The following is a 21,609-nucleotide window of genomic DNA, read 5'->3' as shown; positions in this document are numbered from 1 at the left end:
GGCGCGAAGCGTCCCCGCGCGCAGGCCACCGTTCGAGTGGCCTGCCCGACCGACGCCACCGCAGGCAGGCGACGCCGTGTGGAGGCCTCGCCGGAAAGGAAGCGATGCCCGCCGTCAGCCCGCAATCCGAGCCGACCCGGTCGACCGCGGGCTTGGACGGCCTCGACGACCACGTGCACTCCCCGGAGCGGGACGCGCACCCGGTCCCGATGCGGGACCAGCGGATCCTGGTCGAGGCCGGCGAGCTGTTGCGGGCGCTGGCCGCCCCGGTGCGCATCGCGATCGTCCTGCAGCTGCGGGAGTCGGAACGCTGCGTGCACGAGCTGGTCGACGCGCTCGGCGTCGCCCAGCCGCTGATCAGCCAGCACCTCCGGGTGCTGAAGTCCGCCGGGGTCGTGCACGGCGAGCGGCACGGCCGCGAGGTCGTCTACCGCCTCGTGGACGAACACCTGGCGCACATCGTGGTGGACGCCGCCGCGCACGCGGAGGAGATCTCCGGCGTGCGGTCGCGCGGTTCGGCACCACGTTCCATCGCACCCAACTCCCGACAGGAGACGGAGACAGCGTGACCACCGGCGAGGGTCCCACGGTCGGCGTACCGGGACTGCGGGCCACCAAGCAGCGAGCGGCGGTTTCGAACCTGCTGGACCAGGTCGACGACTTCCGCTCCGCCCAGGAACTGCACGAGGAGCTGCGGCGGCAGGGCGAGGGCATCGGCCTGACCACGGTCTACCGCACGCTGCAAACCCTGGCCGACGCGGGCGAGGTCGACGTGCTGCGCACGCCGTCCGGCGAGGCGGTCTACCGGCGTTGCTCCAGCCACCACCACCATCACCTGGTGTGCCGGCACTGCGGGCGGACCGTGGAGGTGGCCGACCCGCCGGTGGAGAACTGGGCCGAGCGGATCGGCCAGGAGCACGGCTTCTCCGACGTCAGCCACACGGTCGAGATCATCGGCACCTGCCCCGACTGCACCGCCCGCGGCCTCTGAAAACCATTTTCCAGGCTCGGTTTGCGTAACGGTGCGGGTGGCGGAACCTCGGAGGCGCCGCCCGGCCAGCGGACGTGACCAGGTCGTGTGATCCGGTCAGTACTCGTAGGTGTCCTGCGGGGCCGGGATCGGGCGGATCAGGATCGTGTCCAGCGTCGGGACGTAGTCGTTGGCTTCGGTGGCCGAGCCCGGCCGCAACCTGCCGGTCACCTCGATCCACGTGTCCGCCGGGAGCTCCGCCGCCTGCGGCGGGGCCGCGAGCTCGACCTTCACCGGCGCCGCGTCCGCCGCGCAGCAGCTGATCCGCATCCTGGCGAGCTGCGTCGTCCCCGGCGTCAGGTGCACGACGAAGCCCTGCAGGCGCACCGCCCGGCCGTTGAGGGCGCCGCTTCCGTCCCAGATGGCGCGGGTGACGAACTCCGACACGCCCAGCAGCGGCGCCTGCTCGGGCGGCAGGTCCGGGAACAGGGATTCCCTCGGGGCCGCCGGCGCCGCCATCCGGTCACGGGTCACGGAGTCCGAGCCGAGGGCCGGCGGCGCGATCAGGAAGATCGCGAACACCGGCAGCAGGAGCATCCACGGGCTGCGCGAATTGTGCTCGTGCTGCCCGGCCCCGCCGGCCCGGATGTCGCGGACGATCGCGAAGATCGACAGCCCGATCATGACCGCCCCGGCGACCACCAGCCACGGGAACAGCGCGGGCTTGACGTAGCGGAGGTAGCTGCCGCCCAGCGCTATCTTGAGCAGCGCGCCGCCCAGCAGCAGCAACAGCAGGTTCTGGGTTTCCCGGCGCATCACGAACCTCCCAGCAGCAGGGCGCCGACACCGACCGCGCAGCCGATCGCCACCACGAACGTGGCGGGCGCGAACCGGGCGGCGAAACGGCGGCCGAAGGCGCCGGACTGCAGCGCGATCAGCTTGAGGTCGACGGCCGGGCCGACGACGAGGAACACCAGCTTCGGGATCAGCGGCAGGCCGGGCATCGACGCGACCACGAAGGCGTCGGCCTCGCTGCACAGCGCGAGGACCACCGCGAGCACCGCCATCACCAGCACGCCCAGCACCAGCTGGCCGCCGAGCGACTCCAGCCAGGACGCGGGCACGACGACGTTGAACACCGCCGACGTCAGGCCGCCGAGCACCAGGAATCCGCCCGCCTCGACCAGGTCGTGCCGGGCCGACTCGGCGAAGACCACCCACCGGCTGCCGGAACCGCGGTGCGCCTCGACCCGGTGCAGCGCACGCTCGGCGAGCCATTCCGCCTTGCCCAGCCGGGCCCAGAGCCAGCCCATCACGCACGCCGTCAGCAGCGAACCGAGGAACCTGGCCAGCACCATCAGCGGCTCGTCCGGGAACGCGACCACGGTGGACACCAGGACGATCGGGTTCACCGCCGGCGCGGCCAGCAGGAACGCGAGCGCCGCGGCCGGCGCGACGCCCTGCTGCATCAGCCGCCGCGCCACCGGCACCGAGGCGCACTCGCAGCCGGGCAGCGCAATCCCGGCGACACCGGCTACCGGCACCGCGGCGGCGGGGCTGGCGGGCAGCCAGCGGCGCAGCGCTCCCGGCGGGACGAACGCCGCGATGAGACCGCTGACCAGCACGCCGAGCACCAGGAACGGCATGGCCTGGACGCAGACGGCGACGAACACCGTCGAGCCGGTGCGCAGCGCGGGGACGTCCAGCAGCGCGCTCAGCTGCCCCTGGAACACCGCTGCCACGACCAGCAGGCCGCAGAGCACCTCCAACGAGGTGATGACGGGGCGCCGCGCGCGCGGCGGGTCGGCGATCTCGGTCACCGGGTCATCGTGCCAGTTCGAACTGATAATCGTTCGCACTAGGGGGTGAATCCACGCCCACGCCCACTCGCCCCGAACCCGTCATCCCTGCTCAAGCAGGGCACCGGCCACCGGGCCGCAAGTCCAGACCGACACACCGACGCATCCCCCGGTCCCGTGACGGACCGCAATTTCAATGGAAATCGAAGGTCCGATTTCCATTGAAATTGCGGTCCAACCCCCGGTCGGGCGTAGCTAGTTGGTGGTGCCCTCGGGCTCGGCGAGGAGTTCGGTGCGCAGCTGGGACGCCGTCGCCACCACCAGCATCAGCAGGGTGCCCAGCGGCGCCGCCGCCATCCCCTCCGCCGGGAACGCGTAGCGCAAGGTCACGTCCATGCCGCGCTCGGTGCGGACCACCCCGAGCGTGCCGAACAGGCCCTGCCCCGCGCGCTCGGCGACCGACTGCGCGAGCTCGTCGGTCGGCGGCAGGTCCCAGGCGACCACGCAGGTCAGGCTCAGCACCGTCAGCCCGTCCGCGAGCTGCATCGCCTGCACCGCGCACGGGACATCGGCGTGCCGGAACGTGAGTGCGCCGTCGTCGTCGACGTGCACATCGTGGTAGTTCTCCAACGCTTCCTTCGCCGCGGTCAGCAACCGCGCGGTGGCTGCGGCCTCCTGGGTCATCAATTGCCCTCCTGGGCGGTTTCGGCCGCCGCCCGATCGATGGCCCCGCCGAACCGCCGGTCCCGGCGCGCGTACTGCTCGCACGCGCGCCACAGGTGCCGGCGATCCACGTCGGGGAACAGGGTGTCCTGGAAGACGAGTTCCGCGTAGGCGGACTGCCAGAGCATGAAGTTCGAGGTCCGCTGCTCGCCGGAAGGCCGGATGAACAGGTCCACGTCCGGCATGTCCGGCTGGTACAGGTAGCGGGCGATGGTGCGCTCGTCCACCCGGTCCGGGTTGATCTTCCCGGCCGCCACCAGCCGCGCGATCTCGCGCGCGGCGTCGCCGATCTCGGCCCGGCCGCCGTAGTTGACGCACATGGTCAGGTTCATGACCTCGTTGTTCTGCGTGCGGACCTCCGCGGATTGCAGCTCGTTCACCACGCTGCGCCACAGCCGCGGCTTCCGCCCCGCCCAGCGCACCCGCACGCCCATCCCGTCGAGCTCGTCGACGCGGCGCCGGATCACGTCGCGGTTGAACCCCATCAGGAAACGGACCTCGTCGGGGCTGCGCTTCCAGTTCTCGGTGGAGAAGGCGTACAGCGACAGCCACTTGACGCCGAGCTCGATCGCGCCGCGGGCCAGCTCCAGCACGACCGCCTCGCCGCGCTTGTGCCCCTCGATGCGCGGCAGGCCGCGCTCGTTGGCCCAGCGGCCGTTGCCGTCCATCACGATGGCGACGTGCTTGGGCACGAACTCCGGTGGCAGCGCCGGCGGCTTCTCGCCGGAGGCGTGCGGTTCCGGCGTCCGCACGGTCGGGTCGTCCTTGCCCCGCCCACGGCGTCGCAACATAACTGGATTCTCCTTAGGACTGCTGGGCGTGAGGATTTCATTGTCCTCGCCCGGGTCGATCAGGGGCTCAGCGCCCGTCCTCGGCGGCGGCGACCAGCGCGGCATCGGCGGCCCGCTCCCGGATCAGCTCCGGCACGGTCCGCTCCACCAGCGGCAACGACCGCAACTGCCGTTCCATGTGCCACTGCAGGTGCGCCGCGATGAGGCCGCTGGCCTCCCGGCGGACCGGATTCGCGGCCGCCTCGGCGGAAGACCAGTCGCCGTGCAGCAGCGACTCCATCAACGGCAACGTGTGCACCGATGGCCGCACCGAACCGGCAGGCCTGCACTGGACGCACACCGCGCCGCCCGCCTGCACGTTGAAGGCGGCATGCGGGCCCGCCTCGCCGCAGCGCGCGCACTCGGTGAGCGCCGGCGCCCATCCCGCGAAGGACATCGCGCGGAGCAGGAAGGCGTCCAGCACCTGCGAGGAGTCGCGCTCCCGCCCCGCCAGCGCGCGCAGCGCGCCGATGGCCAGCAGGTAGAGGCGCAGCACCGGCTCGCCCTCCTCCGCGGCCAGCCGGTCGACGGTCTCCAGCACCGCGCAGGCCGCGGTGTAGCGCTGGTAGTCGTCGATGATGTGCGCGCCGAAGGCGTCCACGGTCTGCACCTGGGTGATCACGTCGAGCGTGCGTCCGGTGTAGAGCTGCACGTCGACGTGGCAGAACGGCTCGACCCGGGCGCCGAACCGCGACGTCGTGCGGCGCACTCCCTTGGCAACCGCCCGAACTTTGCCGTAGCGCCGGGTCAGCAAGGTTATGATCCGGTCTGCCTCGCCCAGCTTCTGCACCCGCAGGACGACTGCGGTATCGCGGTAGAGGCTCACCCACCCATCATCACACCCGTGGGCGACGGCATCGAAGCCACGCGGAAGAATCACCGGGCATTCCGCGCCGAAAGGACGTCATGACCTACCCGTACGACCAGAACCCCTACCCGCAGGCGCCGATGCCGTACGGGCCTGGTTATCCGATGATGCCGCGGAACAACGGCATGGCGATCGCCTCGATGTGCGTCTCGCTGGCCGCGATCTTCACCTGCTACGGCGCCATCCTCATCGGACCGGTCGGCGCGATCCTGGGCCACGTCTCGCTGCGCGAGATCAACCGGAACCCGAAGGCCTTCACCAACCGCAGCATGGCGCTGACGGGCATCATCGTCGGGTGGGTCGTGCCGGGCCTCTGGTTGCTGTTCATCACGTTCATGATCCTGGCCGCCACCGGTGTCCTCGGCAGCGGCCTCGAGAGCTCGTTCAACGACTAGACGTAGAGCGCGTCGAAGGGCGGGAACGGCAGGTTCCTGATCACCGACCAGACGGCGATCAGGACCAGCGCCACCAGCGGGGACCAGCGCCACTGCTCCCAGGTCGGGATCCGCCGGCCGCGCCAGCGGCCCAGCACCCAGGCGCCCCAGGTCCACAGGAAGAACGGGATGAACGCGACCGCCGCCGCGTTGAAGTGCAGCGCCGCCAGCACGTCACCGTGCAGCAGGCTGTAGAACATCCGCGTCGCGCCGCAGCCGGGGCAGTCGAGCCCGGTCAGCCACTTGACCGGGCAGGGCGGCAGCGGAAATCCGGCGTCGGAGGTGGGGTCGGCGGCGAGCACGATCCCGGCCGCCGCGCAGCCGATCAGCGCGGTCGCGGCCGGGAGAGCCATCGTTCGAAGGCGCGCGGCGACCATCAGTCCACTTGCGTGGCGGCGAAGCCGAACAGCGCGATCATGATCACGAAGTAGACCACGAACGCCAAGATGTAGAGGCCCAGCAGGCTGGCGCCGACGATGACGGCGACCTTGCCCCACTTCTTGGCCTCGTTGGCCGAGAGCTGCGCGTGGTCGGGCAGGCCCTGGTACCAGAGCGAGTTGACCTGCAGCGCCTTGATCAGCGCTGGGATCCCGAAGGGCCAGCACACCAGGATTCCGGCGATGGCCCAGCCCAGGTTGTTGTTCACCGGCACGGGGGCGACGCCGAACTGCGCCGCGTAGGGGTTCGGCGCCATCGGCACCGGGTGGTGGACCGGCTGCTGAACCGCCGGCTGCTGAACCTGCTGGTCGAACTGCTGCTGAACCTGCGGGTCGACGGGCTGCTGCGCAATCGGCTGCTGGACCGACTGGTCAGCAGGCTGCTGAACCGCCGGCTGCTCGGCCGGCTGCTGCGGAACACCGGTCGGATCGGACGGTTCCGTCATGGTTCCCCCGGAGAAGTTGACGCGTGTCGTTGCGGCCGGCGCGCGCGCCGGCCGCAACGACACGACTCGATCAGTTGTAGGAGCTCACCGAGGCGGCGATGATCACGAAGAAGATCACGTAGATCAGGATGATCAGGACCCACCACGCGGCGCCGGCGATGATGCCGATCTTGCCCCACTTCTTGGCGTCATCCGCCGCGGCCTGGGCCTGCTGGTACTGGCCCTGGGCCCACAGGTTCTGCACCGAGGTGGCCTTGATCAGCGACGGGATCGCGAACGGCCAGCACAGGAAGATCGAACCGATGCCCCAGCCGATGTTGTTGTTCGGCGGGGCGCCGCCGGGCTGCTGCCCGTAGGGGTTCGGCTGGCCGTACGGGTTCTGCTGCCCGTAGGGGTCGGGCTGGCCGTACGGCTGCTGGGGCATCGGCCCCGACGGCGGACCGTATCCGCCCGGCTGCTGACCGTACGGCTGCTGCGGGTTGGGCCCCGAAGGCGGGCCGCCATAGGGATTAGTCACGATTGATCCTTTAATCGTCGAACAAAAAAAGCCAGGTGTCCTTGCCCGTACGCAAAGAGTCCGGCCAGCAACGTACCTGAGACGCGCTCAGGTCATGGCAGGTTCCACGCATTCCGCGCCGAAGTTGTGATCAGAACCCCAGCTTGCGCAGCTGCTTCGGGTCGCGCTGCCAGTCCTTGGCGACCTTGACGTGCAGATCCAGGTAGATCTTGGAGCCCAGCAGCGCCTGGATGTGCTTGCGCGCCTGGGTGCCGACGGCGCGCAAGCGCTCCCCGCCGCGGCCGATGACGATCGACTTCTGGCTGGAGCGCTCGACGTAGAGCACCGCGTGCACGTCGATCAGGTCCTTGCGGCCCTCGCGGGGGATCATCTCCTCGATGGTGACGGCCAGCGAGTGCGGCAGCTCGTCGCGCACGCCCTCCAGCGCCGCCTCCCGGATCAGCTCCGCGATGAGCGTCGTCTCCGGTTCATCGGTGAGCTCGCCGTCCGGGTACAGCTGCGGGCCCTCGGGCATCTGCGCGACCAGCAGATCGGCCAGCACGTCGACCTGGAAGGAATCCAGCGCGGACACCGGCACCAGGTCGGCGAAGTCCATCACCTGCTGCAGGTCCAGCAGCTGCTGCGCGACCTGCTCCTTGCTGACCAGGTCGGTCTTGGTGACGATGCCCAGCACCGGGGTGCGGCGGGCCACCTTCTTCAGCTGCTCGGCGATGAACCGGTCACCCGGGCCGACCTTTTGGTCGGCGGGCACGCAGAACCCGACCACGTCCACTTCGGACCACGTCTCGTAGACCAGGTCGTTGAGCCGCCTCCCGAGCAGGGTGCGCGGCCGGTGCAGGCCGGGGGTGTCGACGATGATCAGCTGTGCGTCGGGCCGGTGCACGATGCCGCGGATGGCGTGCCGGGTGGTCTGCGGTTTGCTGGAGGTGATCGCCACCTTCGAGCCGACCAGACTGTTCGTCAGCGTCGACTTCCCGGCGTTGGGCCGGCCGACGAAGCAGGCGAATCCGGAGCGGTGCACATCTGCGGAGCTGGTCACCGCACCATTGTGACCGGCCCGCCCCGGCCGCAGCACAGAGGGCGTCCGACCCGGGCGCCCGAGGCCCGGCAGGCCCCGGGGTGACGCAAATTCAATGGAAATCGAAGGTCCGATTTCCATTGAAATTGCGGAAGTTGTCCACAGCCTCCGGCGTGTCGGGGCCGACACGCCGGAGATCCGCTACTTCCATTGAATTTGCGCCCGCCCCGATCACCGGGGGCCGGGTTACGCCTGGAGAACGCCGGTGACGGCGCCGGTGGCGTCCGCGCGGAGGATCTGCGCAGTGCGGGTGAGGTCGTGGACCGCCGCGACCGAGTCGGCGTCGACCGCGTCGGCGTCGGTGACGACCGCGGCCGCTTCGAGGCCCTCCGCGCCGCTGGCGACGGCTGCCGCCACCGCCGCCTGCAGGGCGGTCAGCCGCAGGGACGGGAGGGCGACCGTGCACGCCGCATAGGTGCGGCCGTCGGTGTCGCGCACCGCCGCGCCCTCGGCCGCTCCGGTGCGGGCTCGGGACGACCGCGCGAGCGTGACGATCTTGGCGTCCTCCGGGTCGATCTCCTGCGGGGCCGCCGCTTCGACGTGCTCAGCCACGGGCGTTGCTTCCCTCCTGGTCGGCACCGCGCAGCGGTGCTTGATCTGCGTTCACCGGGCGGACGAGCAGCGCATTGATGCGAATCCGCCCGCGGTGGTCCTTGCCGCCCTCGGCGCGCAGCCGCAGGCCGGCGATCTCGGTCTCCGCGCCGGGCAGCGGCACGCGACCGAGCCGCTGCGCCAGCAGCCCGCCGACGGTCTCCACGTCGGAGTCGTCGAGCTCCACGCCGAACAGCTCGCCGAGGTCCTCGACCGGCAGCCGCGAGCTGACCCGGACGGTGCCGTCGTCGAGCCGTTCAATCGGGCGGTGCTCCTCCAGGTCCGACTCGTCGGTGATCTCGCCGACGATCTCCTCGATGATGTCCTCGATGGTCAGCAGGCCCGCGGTGCCGCCGTACTCGTCGACGGCGATGGCCAGGTGGCTGCGGGAGATCTGCATCTCGCCGAGCAACTCGTCGAGCCGCTTGGTGTCCGGCACGAAGCTGGCCGGGCGCATCAGCTCCGCCACCGTCGGCCCGGTCGGGTCGCGGCCGGCCAGCACGGCGCTGGTCAGGTCCTTGAGGGTCACCACGCCGACGATGTCGTCGATGCTCTCGCCGATCACCGGGACGCGGGAGAAGCCGGAGCGCAGGCACAGCGCCACCGCCTGCCGGGCGGACTTGGTCTGCTCGATCCAGATGATCTCGGTGCGCGGCACCATCACCTCGCGGGCGAGGGTGTCGCCGAGCTCGAAGACCGAGTGGATCATCTCCCGCTCACCCGCGGCCACCACGCCGCGTTCGCCGGCGAGGTCGACCAGCTCGCGCAGCTCCACTTCGGTGGAGAACGGGCCCTCGCGGAAGCCCTTGCCGGGGGTGATCATGTTGCCGATCAGGATCAGCAGCCTGGTCAGCGGGTTGAGCAACCTGGCCAGCACCCGCACCGGCGCGGCCACCTTGATCCCGATGCCGTACGGGTGCTGCCTGCCGAGGGTGCGCGGGCCGACGCCGACCAGCACGTAGGACGCCACCAGCATGATCAGCCCGGTGATCACGACCGCCCACGCCTCGGAGTCGGCCAGCCGCAGGGCCACCACGGTGACCAGCACCGTCGCGCCCATCTCGCACGCCAGCCGCAGCAACAGCAGCAGGTTGACGTGCCGGGGCCGGTCGGCGAGCAGCTGCGCGAGCTGCTTGGCGCCGCCGCGGCCCTCGCGGACGAGTTCGTCGACGCGGGCCCGGGAGGCCACGGTGATGGCGGATTCGGAGGCCGCGAAGACCCCGGCCGCCAGCACCAGCAGCACCGCGCTGATCAAGAACGCAGTGGAACCGGTCAAGTCCACCGCCGGCTCCCCTAGTTGGCGTTGGCCGGGCCGCCCTGCGGCGACTCCGGCTCGTCCAGCCCGACGGCGCCCAGCACCCGGGCGTCCGCGCTGCGCTGCGCCTCAGCCCGCTCGGCCTCGTCGCGGGCCTCGCGGTACTCGGCGAGGATGCGGTTCTGCAGGCCGAACATCTCCCGCTCCTCCTCCGGCTCGGCGTGGTCGTAGCCGAGCAGGTGCAGCACCCCGTGCACGGTGAGCAGGTGCAGCTCGTCCAGCAGGCTGTGCCCGGCCTTGCGGGCCTGGTCCTTGGCGAACGCCGGGCAGAGCACGATGTCGCCCAGCAGCGCCGGGCCGGAGCCCGCGGAGTCCGGGCGGCGGGCCGAGTCGTACTCGTCCATCGGGAACGACATCACGTCGGTGGGGCCGGGCAGGTCCATCCACCGCTCGTGCAGGTCGGCCATCACGTCGAGCTCCACCAGCACGATGGACAGCTCGGCGAGCTGGCTGACGCTCATCTTGTCGAGGGCGAACCGGGCGACCGAGACGATGGTCGCCTCGGGCACTGCGACGCCGGATTCGTTGGCGATCTCGATGCTCATGCTCGTCCTCGTCGTTGCCCGTTGCGCCGGCCCGACCGGGCGTGGTCGTCGGCGTCTTCCAGGGCGTGCCAGCGGTCGTACGCGTTGACGATGTCGGTGACCAGTCGGTGCCGCACCACGTCGTGGCTGTCCAGCAGCGCGAAGTGCACGTCGTCGACGTCGCCCAGGATGTTCTGCACGATCTTCAGCCCGCTGCGCTGGCCGCCGGGCAGGTCGATCTGCGTGACGTCCCCGGTGACCACGATCTTGGAGCCGAAGCCCAGCCGGGTCAGGAACATCTTCATCTGCTCGGGCGTGGTGTTCTGCGCCTCGTCCAAGATGATGAACGCGTCGTTGAGGGTGCGGCCGCGCATGTAGGCCAGCGGCGCGATCTCGATCGTGCCTGCCTGCGTCAGCCGCGGCACCGACTCCGGGTCGACCATGTCGTGCAGCGCGTCGTACAGCGGCCGCAGGTACGGGTCGATCTTCTCGTAGAGGGTGCCCGGCAGGAACCCGAGCCGCTCGCCGGCCTCGACGGCGGGGCGGGTGAGGATGATCCGGTTGACCTGCTTCGCCTGCAGCGCCTGCACGGCCTTGGCCATCGCCAGGTACGTCTTGCCGGTACCGGCGGGGCCGATGCCGAACACCACGGTGTGGTGGTCGATGGCGTCGACGTAGCGCTTCTGGTTGAGCGTCTTGGGGCGGATCGTCCGGCCGCGCCGGGACACGATGTCCAGGCTGAGCACGTCGGCGGGCGACTCGCCGTGGTCGGCCGAGAGCATCGCGACGCTGCGGCGGACGATGTCCGGCGTGAGTTGGCTGCCCTTGGCGATCAGCGCGATCAGCTCGGCGAACACCCGTTCGGCGAACGCGACCTCCGCGGGGTCTCCGGACAGCGTCACCTCGTTGCCCCGGACATGGACATCGGCGGTGAGCAGGTCCTCCACGACCCGAAGGTTCTCGTCCCTGGATCCGACCAGCGTCAGAACGACGTTGTCGGGAACGGTCACCTTCGACTGCGCTGTCGCCTCTTGGGCGTCGGTCTGGGGGTGCTCTCCGGACTGGGCGGCGGCTCCACCCGCTGCAATACCGGCCACGTGTTTTCGGGCCTGCTTTCTGCGCGTTCGCGCGGGTCGTTCGGTCAGTTCTCCCTGGCGTCGATGGTAGTCCACCCGGCAATCAGATTGCCGCCGTCACCGCCACCTCGACGCGGCGGGGATCAGCCCCTGAGCGGCCCGCCGGTGAGCCCGCCGAGCGGTTCGCCGCCGAGGAGGTGCAGGTGCACGTGGAAGATCGTCTGGCCCGCGTCGGCGTTGGTGTTGAACAGCAGCCGGTACCCGGACTCCGCGATGCCCTCCTGCTCGGCGATGTCGCGGGCGACGGTGATCAGCTCGGCCAGCAGCTCCGGGTCGGCGACGGCGAGCTCGGCGGCGTTGCGGTAGCGCTTCTTCGGCACGACGAGCACGTGCGTGGCGGCCTGCGGGTTGATGTCGCGGATCGCGATGACGTGGTCGTTCTCGCGAACGACGTCCGCCGGGATTTCGCGCGCGATGATCCGCAGAAAAAGGGAGTCCAAGTCACTCATGCCCGGAAGATTAGCCGAGCGGCGCGGCGCGGTTCGATCATCGCGGGGCCGGTTCCGGTCACATCCCGGCACGCTGCGCCGCAACCGGGTCTGGGGGTTGTCCCGTTTGCGGCGCAGCTCTCGCCGGACCGAGGGGGGAGGTGTCCGGCGAGTGCTGGGGTCCGATGCCCCGTGCGGCACCGGTCGCGGCAAACCACACCGCGATCTTTCGCACACGAAGCGTATCGCTGCGTCAGCCGTTCGCGCTACGGATAGCCAAAAGTTTTTGATCTTCTTAGCGGTACGTGACTGCCGATCGCGCGGGATGGCAATTTCGCGGGAAAATTGATCTTCACCCGAGTGAGTGTGGAATTCTCGCGAAATTGCGCCCCGCGCAATCAGGCCCAGCGGTCGGTGCGGGCGCCGAGGGCGCCGAGGGCGACCGCCGCGGCCGTGGAGGCGCGCAGGACCGTCGGGCCGAGGCGGACGACGTGCGCGCCGGCGTCGGCCAGCGCCGCGAGCTCGTCGCCGGTCACGCCGCCTTCCGGGCCGACGATCAGGACGAGTTCGCCGGCCTCGGGCAGCTCGATGGACGCCAGCGGCGCGGTCGCCGACTCGTGCAGCACCAGCGCCGCGTCGGCCCCGCGCACCAGCTCCGCGAGCTGCTTGGTGCTCACCGGCTCGTCGACCGGCGGCGTCCACGCCCGCCGCGCCTGCTTCGCCGCCTGCGCGGCCGTGCTGCGCCACCGCGCCAGCGCCTTCGCGCCGCGCGGGCCGTCATCCCACTTCGCCACGCACCGGGCGGCGCGCCACGGCACCACCGCGTCCACGCCCGCCTCTGTGGCCAGCTCCACCGCGAGTTCCCCGCGGTCGCCCTTGACCAGCGCCTGCGCCAGCCGGACCCGCAGACCCGGCTGCGGAACCTGCCAGGTCTCGGACACCGCGAGCTGCAGCGAGTCCTTCGCCGCGGCCAGCACTTCGCAGCGCGCCATGCCGCCCTGCCCGTCCGAGAGCAGCAGCTGCTCACCAACCCGCAGGCGGCGCACGGTGGCCGCGTGCTTGCCCTCCGGGCCGTCCAGCGTGGTCGCGCCGACGGCGGGCAGCCGGTCGACCGAGAACACCGGCAGCGAGGATTCCGACACTTCCGGCCTCAGCTCTCGTCTTCGCGGCGAACCGTGTGCGAAACCACTCGGTCAGCGATGGCCGAACGAGCGGAAGCGGGAGAACAGCCCGTGCCGGCTGCCGTTGCCGTTGGCGGTCACCGTCGGCTCCGGCTGCTCCTCGCCGCGCAGCGTGGCGAGCTGGCGCAGCAGGTCGGACTGCGCGTCGTCGAGCCGCGTCGGCACCACGACGTCGAGGTGCACGTGCAGGTCGCCGTGCCCGCTGACCTTGCCGTTGGACCGCAGCTTGGGCAGTCCCCGGCCGGCGAGCACGTGCTCGGTGCCGGGCTGCGTGCCCGGCTCGATCGTGAGCTCCTCCTGGCCGCCGTCGAGCGTCTCCAGGGTGAGCACGGTGCCCAGCGCGGCCGCCGTCATCGGCAGCTCGACGGTGCAGTGCAGGTCCGCGCCGTCGCGGGTGAACCGCTCGTGCGGCAGCTCCTCGACCTCGACGAACAGGTCACCGGCCGGCCCGCCGCCGGGCCCGACCTCGCCCTCGCCGGCCAGCCGCACCCGCATCCCGTCGCCGACCCCGGCCGGGATCTTGACGGTGATGGTGCGCCGCGCGCGGACCCGGCCGTCGCCGCCGCACTGCTGGCACGGGTCGGTGATGACCTCTCCGAACCCGCGGCACACCGGGCACGGCCGGGACGTCATGACCTGTCCCAGGAACGACCGCTGCACGGACTGCACCTCGCCGCGGCCACCGCAGGTGTCGCAGGTCGACGGGGCGCTGCCGGCGCGCGAGCCGCCGCCGTCGCAGGAGTCGCAGAGCACCGCCGTGTCCACGGTGATGTCGCGGTTCACGCCGCTGGCGCACTCCTCCAGCGTCAGCTCCAGCCGCAGCAGCGCGTCCGAGCCGGGCTGGACCCTGCTGCGCGGTCCGCGGCCGCCGCCACCGGCACCGCCGCCGAAGAAGGCGTCCATGATGTCGCCCAGCCCGCCGAACCCGGCGAAGGGGTCTCCCATGCCGCCGCCGGCACCGCCGCCGTTGCCCAGCGGATCCCCGCCGAGGTCGACCACCTGCCGCTTCTTGGGGTCGGAAAGCACCTCGTAGGCGGTCGTCACCTCCCGGAACCGCTCCTGCGCGGCCTCATCGGGGTTGACGTCCGGGTGCAGTTCCCGCGCGAGCTTGCGGTACGCCCGCTTGATCTGCTCGGGTGTCGCGTCCCTGGCCACCCCGAGGGTCGCGTAGTAGTCCCTGGCCACCTTCTCAGTACTTCCTCTGCTCGATCAACGAGTTCTCGCCGGTCAGGCGTCGGTGAACAGTCACCGACCGACCAGGATCTCACCCACGTAAGCGGCGACGGCCCGCACGGCCGCCATGGTCCCCGGGTAGTCCATCCGCGTCGGACCGACCACCCCCAGGCCTCCCAGCACCATGCCATCCGAACCGTATCCGGTCGAAATCACCGAGGTCGTCTGCATCTCCTTGGCCTCGTTCTCCATCCCGATGCTGACCCGCACAGTGCCCGAGTCGCGGGCCGCGGCGAGCAGCTTGAGCACCACGACCTGCTCTTCGAGCGCCTCCAGGACCTGGCGCAGCGAGTTGGGGAAATCGGCGACGTTGCGGGTCAGGTTGGGCGTGCCGCCGAGCAGCATCCGCTCCTCGGGGTGCTCGACCAGCGATTCGATGAGCACGCTGCACACCCGGATCAACGCGTCGCGCAGCTCCGACGGCGCCTGGTCGGGCAGCTCGGCCACCGCGGCGGAGGCGTCGGCGAGCCGCTTCTCGGCCATCGAGGCGTTGAGCACGTTGCGCAGCCGGGCCACGTCGTCGTCGGTGATCACGTCGCCGAGGTCGACCATCCGCTGGTCGACGCGCCCGGTGTTGGTGATCAGCACCAGCATCAGCCGGGCCGGGGTGATGGTGACGACCTCGACGTGCCGGACGGTCGACCGGGTCAGCGTGGGGTACTGCACCACGGCAACCTGCTGGGTGAGCTGGGCCAGCAGCCGCACGCTGCGGCGCATCACGTCGTCGAGGTCCAGCGCGCCTTCGAGGAACTTGTGGATGGCCCGGCGCTCGGCCTCCGTCAGCGGCTTGACCTCGTGCAGCCGGTCCACGAACAGCCGGTAGCCCTTGTCGGTGGGCACCCGGCCGGCGCTGGTGTGCGGCTGGACGATGAAGCCGTCCTCCTCGAGCGCGGCCATGTCGTTGCGGACCGTGGCGCTGGACACACCAAGGTTGTGGCGGTCGACGAGGGCCTTCGAACCGACCGGTTCCTTGGTCGACACGTAGTCGGCCACGATCGCCCTCAGCACGTCGAACCGGCGTTCATCCGCGTTCACACGCCACCTCCTCCGCACCTCGGCAGCGGCCCGAAGACCGCAGCGCACGCACTCGGCGCTTATGCTCAGCGCCCGGGCGGCGCCCGGGTACCACCATCGAGTTTACGGTGTTCGTGCACCGGAGCCGAGACCCGCGGGCGCGCGCCGGTAGCCTGCGGCCACGACGACGGGCGCCGGTTCGATCCGCCGGACCGGGCGAAGCACTCCCGCCGCGGCGGGGGTACCCGCAGGTGGACCAACCTCGGTGGGCGCCGGGTTCGGCCGTTCGCCAGGAGGTGCCGTGATCTTCAAGGACGTCCGGGAGGGGCAGCCGTACCCCGACCACGGGCTGTCGCTGCGGGACTGGGCGAACGTGCCGCCGCGCCCGGTGCGGATGGAAGAGCTGGTCACCACGACGAAGGTGCTGCACCTGGACCGGCTGCTGAGCCCGGACTCGACGTTCTTCGGCGACCTGTTCCCGCACGTGGTCCGCTGGCACTGCGAGCTCTACCTGGAGGACGGTCTGCACCGGGCGCTGCGATCGGCCCTCCACCAGCGCACTGTCCTGCACGCCCGGGTCCTCGACCTCGACGCCCTCCGCTGACCCACCCGGGCGGCAGCCCCGGAATCCTCCCGATTTTAGGCAAAATTGGGACACCACCAGGCCGAAACCGGCTGCCGCTGCGGAGGATTCCCAATTTTAGGCAAAATTGGGTGCCCAACTCGCTGCGCGTCGGGAGGGATCATTCCCGGCTCGGTTGATCACGTGATCAGGCGTTGGACGACTCCGTCGGCGAGGAGGCGGCCTCGGTCCGTCAGGACGCAGCGGCCCGCCGTCAGCTCTTCGCGCTCCAAGAGGCCGTCCGCCGCTGCTTGCTTCGCCGCCACCCGGCCCTGCTCGTCCAGCGCTTCCACCGGGAGGCCGGTGGCCAGGCGGAGTTCCAGCATGATCCGCTCGATGCGCTGGTCTTCGACGTCGAGGCGCTCCCGCCCCGCCGCCGGCGAAGCGCCCTCCGCCAGCACCGCCGCGTAGCGGGCCGGGTGCTTGACGTTCCACCAGCGGACGCCGCCGACGTGGCTGTGCGCGCCCGGCCCGGCGCCCCACCAGTCGCCGCCCTGCCAGTAGCCGAGGTTGTGGCGGCAGCGCGCCGCGTCGTCGCGGGCCCAGTTCGACACCTCGTACCAGCCCAGGCCCGCGTCGCCGAGGACGCCGTCGATCAGTTCGTAGCGGTCGGCGAGCACGTCGTCGTCGGGCATCGGCAGCTCGCCGCGGCGGACCTTGCGGGCCATCGCGGTGCCGTCCTCCACGATCAGCGCGTACGCCGAGACGTGGTCGACCCCGGTGGACAGCACCGCGTCCAGCGAGGCCCGCAGGTCGTCGTCGGTCTCCCCCGGCGTGCCGTAGATCAGGTCCAGGTTGACGTGCTCGAAGCCGGCCGCGCGCGCCTCGCCGACCGCCGCGACCGCGCGGCCCGGCGTGTGCCGCCGCTCCAGCACCCGCAGCACGTGCTCGGCGGCGGACTGCATGCCCAGCGACACCCGGTTGAAGCCGGCCTCGCGAATTCCGGCGAAGAACTCCGGCGACGTCGATTCCGGATTGGATTCCGTGGTGACTTCCGCCTCATCGGCGAGCCCGAACGACTCGCGGATCGCGGTCAGCACCTCGCCCAGCCGCTGTGCGCCGAGCAAGGATGGAGTGCCGCCGCCGACGAACACCGTCTCCGCCGCGGGCACCGCCTGGCCGCCCGCCGCGAGCACCCCCGCGCCCAGCTCCAGCTCCGCGCGCAGACCGTCCAGCCAGCTGCCGAAACCCGCTGCTGAGCCCAGTTCGTCGGCGGTGTAGGTGTTGAAGTCGCAGTAGCCGCAGCGGGTGGCGCAGAACGGCACGTGCACGTACACCCCGAACGGCCGCGAACCCAGTCCGGTCAGGGCCTCGGGCGGGAGCGTTCCGTCGGCCGGGGCGGGTTCGCCGACAGGCAGTTGAGCAGGCACTCCACCACTGTCTCACCATGCGGATGGGGATGGACCGCCCGGTGAGCGCGTGGCACGCTGCCACCCATGGGTGCGACCTTGCCGAGGCTCTTGCTGGTCACACGCCGCTACGTGGACCTGCGGCGCGTGTCCAGCGCGCTGTGCCGCGCCATGGGTTGATTCCCGCTGCCGCGTTCTGCTTTGTCCAGTCGGCGCCGGGAGCGCCGAGCAGTGAGAACCGTCACCGACGACGGGAATTCCACGCGGCGCTGCCGCGCCCGAATCCCGGAGGTCGGACATGGTCCCCCCGACGGAAGCCCCTGCTCGCCCCGCCCGCAAGCGCAAGACGCGCGGCGAGGGCCAGTGGGCGCTCGGTTACCGCGAGCCGCTCAACGCCAACGAGCGCTCCAAGAAGGACGACAACCCCCTGAACGTCCGGCAGCGCATCGAGACGATCTACGCCCACGGCGGCTTCGACTCGATCGACCCGGCCGATCTGCGGGGCCGTTTCCGCTGGTGGGGGCTGTACACCCAGCGCGCACCGGGCATTCCCGGCGCGCGCACCGGCACGATCGAGCCCGAGGAGCTCGACGACCGCTACTTCATGCTGCGGGTCCGCATCGACGGCGGCGCGCTGACCACCGAGCAGCTGCGCACCATCGGTGAGATCTCGCAGACCTACGCGCGCGACACCGCCGACATCACCGACCGGCAGAACATCCAGCTGCACTGGGTGCGGGTGGAGGACATGCCGACGATCTGGCAGAAGCTGGAGGGCGTCGGGCTGTCCACCACCGAGGCCTGCGGCGACTGCCCCCGCGTCGTGCTGGGGTCGCCGGTGGCGGGCATCGCCGCGGACGAGATCGTCGACGCCACCCCGGCGATCGACGAGATCGCCGAGCGGTTCATCGGCGACAAGTCGCTGTCGAACCTGCCGCGGAAGTTCAAGAGCGCGATCAGCGGCTCGCCGCGCTGGGACACCGTGCCGGAGATCAACGACATCTCGCTGGTCGGCGTCGTGCACCCGGAGCACGGGCCTGGTTTCGACCTGTGGGTCGGCGGCGGCCTGTCCACGAACCCGAAGCTGGCGGTGCGGCTGGGCGCCTGGGTGCCGCTGGGCGAGGTCGCCGAGGTGTGGCAGGCCGTGGTGCAGATCTTCCGCGACTACGGCTACCGGCGGCTGCGGCACCGCGCCCGGTTGAAGTTCCTGCTCGCCGACTGGGGTGCGGAGAAGTTCCGGCAGGTGCTGGAGGACGAGTACCTGGGCCGCAAGCTGGTCGACGGCCCCGCGCCGGAGACGCCGACCGGGCACCGCGACCACGTCGGCGTGCACCCGCAGGTGGACGGCAACTTCTACGTCGGCGTGAAGTCCGCGGCGGGCCGGGTCAGCGGCTCCACGCTGGTGGAGGTCGCCAAGGCCGCCGAACGGGTCGGTTCGCGGCGCATCCGCACCACCGTCGAGCAGAACCTGCTCGTCCTCGACGTGCCGCAGTCCGAAGTGGACGGTCTGGTCGCTGACCTGGGCGCGCTGGGCCTGCAGGCCGACCCGTCGCCGTGGCGGCGGAACGTGCTGGCCTGCACCGGCATCGAGTTCTGCAAGCTGGCCATCGTCGAGACCAAGGAGCGGGCGATCGCGCTGGTCGACGAGCTGGAGCAGCGGCTGGCCGACATCCAGGGCGACGTGACCGACCCGGTGACGATCAACCTCAACGGCTGCCCGAACGCCTGCGCCCGCACCCAGGTCGCCGACATCGGCCTGAAGGGCCAGATGGTGCCGGACGGCAACGGCAACCAGGTCGAGGGCTTCCAGGTGCACCTCGGCGGCGGCCTCGGCCAGGACGCCGGGTTCGGCCGGAAGATCCGCGGCCACAAGGTCACCTCCGCGGAGCTCGGCGACTACGTGGAACGCCTCGTCCGCAACTACCTGGCGCAGCGCGCCACCGGCGAGCGCTTCGCGCAGTGGGTGGCGCGGGCCGAGGAGGACGACCTCAAGTGAGCCGGGCGACACCGTTCTACTGCCCGTACTGCGGGGACGAGGAGCTCACGCCCGAGGCCGAGCCCGCGGGCGCGTGGCAGTGCGGCTCGTGCCTGCGGGTGTTCACCGTTCGGCTCGTGGGGTTGTCGCTCGGCGACCCGGCTGGAGGAAACGGAGACCGATGACTGCCGACACCACCACGAAAATCGGCGCGCGACGCAGCGACGAGGAGCTTCGCGCACTGGTCGAGGAGGCCGCGCCGCGGCTGGCCGAGGCCAGTGCGGAGGAAGCGCTGCGCTGGGCCGCCGACACCTTCGGCGACGGCCTGATCGTCGCGTCGAACATGCAGGACGCGGTGCTGGTCGACCTGGCGGCCAAGGCCAAGCCGGGCGTGGACGTGCTGTTCCTGGAGACCGGCTACCACTTCGCCGAGACCATCGGCACCCGCGACGCCGTGGCGCAGATCCACGACGTCAGCATCGTCAACGCCGTTGCCGAGCAGACCGTCGCCGAGCAGGACGCCGCCGAGGGCCCCCGGCTGTTCGAGCGGGACCCGAACCGCTGCTGCTTCCTGCGCAAGGTGGTGCCGCTGCGCAACACCCTGGCCCGCTACGAGGCGTGGGTGACCGGCGTGCGCCGGGTGGAGGCCCCGACGCGGGCGAACACGCCGATCGCGACCTGGGACGAGCGCAACGGACTGGTCAAGATCAATCCGCTGGCGGCGTGGTCCGACGACGACATGCAGCACTACATCGACGAGCACGGCGTGCTGGTCAACCCGCTGGTGGCGGCCGGCTACCCGTCGATCGGGTGCCAGCCCTGCACCGCCAAGCCCGCCCCGGGCGCCGACCCGCGCAGCGGGCGCTGGGCGGGCAGCGGCAAGACCGAGTGCGGACTGCACGGCTGAGGAACTCCGGAGGAGACATGACGACAGTCGAGTTGCCGAGCGATCCGGCCGAAGCGCCGCCGCAGGTGGACAACCTGGACGCGCTGGAGTCCGAGGCGATCCACATCTTCCGCGAGGTTGCCGGGGAGTTCGACCGGCCGGTGATCCTGTTCTCCGGCGGCAAGGACTCCACGGTGCTGGTTCACCTGGCGCTGAAGGCGTTCTGGCCGGCTCCGGTGCCGTTCCCGCTGCTGCACGTCGACACCGGGCACAACTTCCCGGAGGTGCTGGCGTTCCGCGACGAGCTGGCGGAGCGGCACGACCTGCGGCTGGTGGTGGCGTCGGTGCAGGACTACATCGACGACGGCCGGCTGCAGGAGCGGCCCGACGGCACCCGCAACCCGCTGCAGACCACGCCGCTGCTGGACGGCATCAGCGAGAACCGGTTCGACGCGGTCTTCGGCGGCGGCCGGCGCGACGAGGAGCGGGCGCGCGCCAAGGAGCGCATCTTCAGCCTGCGCAACGCCTTCGGGCAATGGGACCCGCGCCGCCAGCGACCCGAGCTGTGGAACCTGTACAACGGCAAGCACCGGCCGGGCGAGCACGTCCGGGTGTTCCCGCTGTCGAACTGGACCGAGCTGGACATCTGGCGCTACATCCAGCGGGAGAAGATCGAGCTGCCGGAGATCTACTACGCGCACCGCCGCGAGGTGTACCTGCGCGACGGCATGTGGCTGACCTCGGGGCCGTGGGGCGGCCCGCGCGAGGGCGAGGTCCCGGCGTCCAAGATGGTGCGCTACCGCACCGTCGGCGACGGCTCCTGCACCGGCGCGGTGGAATCCGAGGCGTACACGGTCGACGACGTGATCGCCGAGGTCGCCGCCAGCCGTCTCACCGAGCGCGGCGCGACCCGAGCCGACGACCGCCTCTCCGAAGCGGCAATGGAAGACCGCAAGCGCGAGGGCTACTTCTAAGCCTGGAGCGGGTAGGAGGCGGGAATGCTCTCGAAGGCACCTGTCGTCAGGCAAGTGGCGCAGCCACTTGTGGTGGTGGACCGCCACCGCGTCGCTCGACCGACCCGCGCCCGAGCCGCCGCAAGCGGCGAAGCCGCTTAGCCCACCCTCGCAACTTGCACCGCCGCGGGTTCTGAGAGGCCTTCTCGCGAGGACAGCCCCGGCGCCGCGTATCCGGACATACATAAGCCGGGGATCCCGGAGCCGAGAAGGCCTCTCAGGTTCCGCTACCCGCACCGC

Annotated in this window: 27 protein-coding genes; 9 read left to right on the top strand and 18 right to left on the bottom strand. The window is 71.0% G+C overall.

The genetic code is table 11. The features are described from left to right. The first annotated feature begins 104 nt into the window (after nt 1-104). Both E1288_RS25690 and E1288_RS25685 read left to right on the top strand, forming a co-directional pair. Nucleotides 105-569, top strand: a complete 465-nt coding sequence (locus tag E1288_RS25690; RefSeq protein ID WP_132489330.1) for an ArsR/SmtB family transcription factor — start codon at nt 105-107, stop codon at nt 567-569. After that, nucleotides 566-991 carry a Fur family transcriptional regulator gene (locus tag E1288_RS25685; RefSeq protein ID WP_132489328.1) on the top strand — a complete coding sequence of 142 codons (426 nt, stop codon included), beginning with the start codon at nt 566-568 and terminating at the stop codon, nt 989-991. The genes E1288_RS25690 and E1288_RS25685 overlap by 4 nt, the downstream gene beginning before the upstream one ends. Before the next feature lie 96 nt (nt 992-1,087). Here the strand turns inward: E1288_RS25685 and E1288_RS25680 are convergent, their stop codons facing one another. The 5 genes from E1288_RS25680 to recO form a co-directional block, all read right to left on the bottom strand. Further along, the gene (locus E1288_RS25680) at nt 1,088-1,786 is read right to left on the bottom strand and encodes a TIGR03943 family putative permease subunit (RefSeq protein WP_132489326.1); all 699 of its coding nucleotides are present in this window, start codon (nt 1,784-1,786) and stop codon (nt 1,088-1,090) included. Next, nucleotides 1,786-2,790, bottom strand: a complete 1,005-nt coding sequence (locus E1288_RS25675; protein WP_132489324.1) for a permease — start codon at nt 2,788-2,790, stop codon at nt 1,786-1,788. Before E1288_RS25675 ends, E1288_RS25680 begins: the two co-directional genes overlap by 1 nt. A gap of 234 nt (nt 2,791-3,024) precedes the next feature. Next, the gene (locus E1288_RS25670; protein WP_132489322.1) at nt 3,025-3,453 is read right to left on the bottom strand and encodes a hypothetical protein; all 429 of its coding nucleotides are present in this window, start codon (nt 3,451-3,453) and stop codon (nt 3,025-3,027) included. Further along, nucleotides 3,453-4,283 carry an isoprenyl transferase gene (locus E1288_RS25665; protein ID WP_132489320.1) on the bottom strand — a complete coding sequence of 277 codons (831 nt, stop codon included), beginning with the start codon at nt 4,281-4,283 and terminating at the stop codon, nt 3,453-3,455. The genes E1288_RS25670 and E1288_RS25665 overlap by 1 nt, the downstream gene beginning before the upstream one ends. 67 nt (nt 4,284-4,350) lie before the next feature. After that, nucleotides 4,351-5,148, bottom strand: a complete 798-nt coding sequence (gene recO, locus E1288_RS25660) for a DNA repair protein RecO (protein ID WP_132489318.1) — start codon at nt 5,146-5,148, stop codon at nt 4,351-4,353. 80 nt (nt 5,149-5,228) lie between these two features. Here recO and E1288_RS25655 point away from each other — a divergent pair, with 80 nt between their 5' ends. Continuing rightward, the gene (locus tag E1288_RS25655; protein ID WP_132489316.1) at nt 5,229-5,585 is read left to right on the top strand and encodes a DUF4190 domain-containing protein; all 357 of its coding nucleotides are present in this window, start codon (nt 5,229-5,231) and stop codon (nt 5,583-5,585) included. On the opposite strand, the gene E1288_RS25650 is transcribed toward E1288_RS25655, so the two are convergent. From E1288_RS25650 to hrcA, 12 genes are all read right to left on the bottom strand, one after another. Continuing rightward, a complete protein-coding gene (locus tag E1288_RS25650) occupies nt 5,582-5,977 on the bottom strand; it encodes a DUF2752 domain-containing protein (RefSeq protein WP_235883799.1) in 396 nt (131 codons plus the stop codon). The two genes, E1288_RS25655 and E1288_RS25650, sit on opposite strands and share 4 nt — an antisense overlap. 23 nt (nt 5,978-6,000) lie before the next feature. Continuing rightward, the gene (locus E1288_RS25645; protein WP_132489312.1) at nt 6,001-6,507 is read right to left on the bottom strand and encodes a CD225/dispanin family protein; all 507 of its coding nucleotides are present in this window, start codon (nt 6,505-6,507) and stop codon (nt 6,001-6,003) included. Nucleotides 6,508-6,577: 70 nt separating this feature from the next. Next, complete coding sequence (locus E1288_RS25640) at nt 6,578-7,024, bottom strand: CD225/dispanin family protein (RefSeq protein WP_132489310.1); 447 nt, start codon at nt 7,022-7,024, stop codon at nt 6,578-6,580. Between the two features lie 130 nt (nt 7,025-7,154). Next, on the bottom strand, nt 7,155-8,063 hold the full coding sequence (era, locus tag E1288_RS25635) for a GTPase Era (RefSeq protein ID WP_207954552.1): 909 nt from the start codon (nt 8,061-8,063) through the stop codon (nt 7,155-7,157). Nucleotides 8,064-8,288: 225 nt separating this feature from the next. Beyond that, nucleotides 8,289-8,654 carry a cytidine deaminase gene (locus E1288_RS25630; RefSeq protein ID WP_132489308.1) on the bottom strand — a complete coding sequence of 122 codons (366 nt, stop codon included), beginning with the start codon at nt 8,652-8,654 and terminating at the stop codon, nt 8,289-8,291. Then, nucleotides 8,647-9,969 (bottom strand): hemolysin family protein, encoded by a 1,323-nt coding sequence (locus E1288_RS25625; protein WP_235883801.1) that lies wholly within the window; start codon nt 9,967-9,969, stop codon nt 8,647-8,649. The genes E1288_RS25630 and E1288_RS25625 overlap by 8 nt, the downstream gene beginning before the upstream one ends. Before the next feature lie 17 nt (nt 9,970-9,986). After that, nucleotides 9,987-10,553, bottom strand: a complete 567-nt coding sequence (ybeY, locus tag E1288_RS25620) for an rRNA maturation RNase YbeY (protein ID WP_132489305.1) — start codon at nt 10,551-10,553, stop codon at nt 9,987-9,989. Beyond that, entirely contained in the window at nt 10,550-11,629 is a 1,080-nt protein-coding gene (locus E1288_RS25615) for a PhoH family protein (RefSeq protein ID WP_132489303.1), read from the bottom strand. The genes ybeY and E1288_RS25615 overlap by 4 nt, the downstream gene beginning before the upstream one ends. A gap of 122 nt (nt 11,630-11,751) precedes the next feature. Next, entirely contained in the window at nt 11,752-12,117 is a 366-nt protein-coding gene (locus E1288_RS25610) for a histidine triad nucleotide-binding protein (protein ID WP_132489301.1), read from the bottom strand. Between the two features lie 377 nt (nt 12,118-12,494). Continuing rightward, nucleotides 12,495-13,238 carry a 16S rRNA (uracil(1498)-N(3))-methyltransferase gene (locus E1288_RS25605; RefSeq protein WP_132489299.1) on the bottom strand — a complete coding sequence of 248 codons (744 nt, stop codon included), beginning with the start codon at nt 13,236-13,238 and terminating at the stop codon, nt 12,495-12,497. Nucleotides 13,239-13,289: 51 nt separating this feature from the next. Then, nucleotides 13,290-14,462 carry a molecular chaperone DnaJ gene (gene dnaJ, locus E1288_RS25600; RefSeq protein ID WP_132489297.1) on the bottom strand — a complete coding sequence of 391 codons (1,173 nt, stop codon included), beginning with the start codon at nt 14,460-14,462 and terminating at the stop codon, nt 13,290-13,292. Nucleotides 14,463-14,522: 60 nt separating this feature from the next. Beyond that, on the bottom strand, nt 14,523-15,545 hold the full coding sequence (hrcA, locus tag E1288_RS25595) for a heat-inducible transcriptional repressor HrcA (RefSeq protein WP_132489295.1): 1,023 nt from the start codon (nt 15,543-15,545) through the stop codon (nt 14,523-14,525). Nucleotides 15,546-15,825: 280 nt separating this feature from the next. Between hrcA and E1288_RS25590 the strand changes: the two genes are divergently transcribed. Beyond that, nucleotides 15,826-16,128 carry a type II toxin-antitoxin system VapB family antitoxin gene (locus E1288_RS25590; RefSeq protein WP_132489293.1) on the top strand — a complete coding sequence of 101 codons (303 nt, stop codon included), beginning with the start codon at nt 15,826-15,828 and terminating at the stop codon, nt 16,126-16,128. Between the two features lie 158 nt (nt 16,129-16,286). Here the strand turns inward: E1288_RS25590 and hemW are convergent, their stop codons facing one another. Beyond that, nucleotides 16,287-17,516, bottom strand: a complete 1,230-nt coding sequence (gene hemW, locus E1288_RS25585) for a radical SAM family heme chaperone HemW (RefSeq protein WP_132489291.1) — start codon at nt 17,514-17,516, stop codon at nt 16,287-16,289. Between the two features lie 66 nt (nt 17,517-17,582). Between hemW and E1288_RS50140 the strand changes: the two genes are divergently transcribed. From E1288_RS50140 to cysD, 5 genes are all read left to right on the top strand, one after another. Then, entirely contained in the window at nt 17,583-17,675 is a 93-nt protein-coding gene (locus tag E1288_RS50140; protein WP_328592488.1) for a putative leader peptide, read from the top strand. A 118-nt stretch (nt 17,676-17,793) separates the two neighbouring features. Further along, on the top strand, nt 17,794-19,491 hold the full coding sequence (locus E1288_RS25580; protein ID WP_132489289.1) for a nitrite/sulfite reductase: 1,698 nt from the start codon (nt 17,794-17,796) through the stop codon (nt 19,489-19,491). Next, nucleotides 19,488-19,655 carry a hypothetical protein gene (locus tag E1288_RS47160; RefSeq protein ID WP_165968249.1) on the top strand — a complete coding sequence of 56 codons (168 nt, stop codon included), beginning with the start codon at nt 19,488-19,490 and terminating at the stop codon, nt 19,653-19,655. The genes E1288_RS25580 and E1288_RS47160 overlap by 4 nt, the downstream gene beginning before the upstream one ends. Next, entirely contained in the window at nt 19,652-20,377 is a 726-nt protein-coding gene (locus E1288_RS25575) for a phosphoadenylyl-sulfate reductase (RefSeq protein WP_132489287.1), read from the top strand. Before E1288_RS47160 ends, E1288_RS25575 begins: the two co-directional genes overlap by 4 nt. A gap of 17 nt (nt 20,378-20,394) precedes the next feature. Then, on the top strand, nt 20,395-21,330 hold the full coding sequence (gene cysD / locus E1288_RS25570; protein WP_132489286.1) for a sulfate adenylyltransferase subunit CysD: 936 nt from the start codon (nt 20,395-20,397) through the stop codon (nt 21,328-21,330). Nucleotides 21,331-21,609: the final 279 nt, after the last annotated feature.

The sequence above is a fragment of the Saccharopolyspora elongata genome (assembly GCF_004348985.1).
Lineage (GTDB): Bacteria > Actinomycetota > Actinomycetes > Mycobacteriales > Pseudonocardiaceae > Saccharopolyspora > Saccharopolyspora elongata.
Note: the sequence above shows the minus strand (reverse complement) of the source record. Positions and strands in the feature narration are given on the sequence as shown.

What these genes read in the sequence shown, in the direction of transcription:
- E1288_RS25690 (WP_132489330.1), top strand. Translation starts at nt 105, where the DNA reads ATGCCCGCCGTCAGCCCGCAATCCGAGCCGACCCGGTCGACCGCGGGC.
- E1288_RS25655 (WP_132489316.1), top strand. Translation starts at nt 5,229, where the DNA reads ATGACCTACCCGTACGACCAGAACCCCTACCCGCAGGCGCCGATGCCG.
- E1288_RS25580 (WP_132489289.1), top strand. Translation starts at nt 17,794, where the DNA reads ATGGTCCCCCCGACGGAAGCCCCTGCTCGCCCCGCCCGCAAGCGCAAG.
- E1288_RS25670 (WP_132489322.1), bottom strand. Translation starts at nt 3,453, where the DNA reads ATGACCCAGGAGGCCGCAGCCACCGCGCGGTTGCTGACCGCGGCGAAG.
- E1288_RS25680 (WP_132489326.1), bottom strand. Translation starts at nt 1,786, where the DNA reads ATGCGCCGGGAAACCCAGAACCTGCTGTTGCTGCTGCTGGGCGGCGCG.
- ybeY (WP_132489305.1), bottom strand. Translation starts at nt 10,553, where the DNA reads ATGAGCATCGAGATCGCCAACGAATCCGGCGTCGCAGTGCCCGAGGCG.
- E1288_RS50140 (WP_328592488.1), top strand. Translation starts at nt 17,583, where the DNA reads ATGGGTGCGACCTTGCCGAGGCTCTTGCTGGTCACACGCCGCTACGTG.
- cysD (WP_132489286.1), top strand. Translation starts at nt 20,395, where the DNA reads ATGACGACAGTCGAGTTGCCGAGCGATCCGGCCGAAGCGCCGCCGCAG.
- E1288_RS25665 (WP_132489320.1), bottom strand. Translation starts at nt 4,283, where the DNA reads ATGTTGCGACGCCGTGGGCGGGGCAAGGACGACCCGACCGTGCGGACG.
- E1288_RS25610 (WP_132489301.1), bottom strand. Translation starts at nt 12,117, where the DNA reads ATGAGTGACTTGGACTCCCTTTTTCTGCGGATCATCGCGCGCGAAATC.
- E1288_RS25645 (WP_132489312.1), bottom strand. Translation starts at nt 6,507, where the DNA reads ATGACGGAACCGTCCGATCCGACCGGTGTTCCGCAGCAGCCGGCCGAG.
- E1288_RS25650 (WP_235883799.1), bottom strand. Translation starts at nt 5,977, where the DNA reads ATGGCTCTCCCGGCCGCGACCGCGCTGATCGGCTGCGCGGCGGCCGGG.
- E1288_RS25575 (WP_132489287.1), top strand. Translation starts at nt 19,652, where the DNA reads ATGACTGCCGACACCACCACGAAAATCGGCGCGCGACGCAGCGACGAG.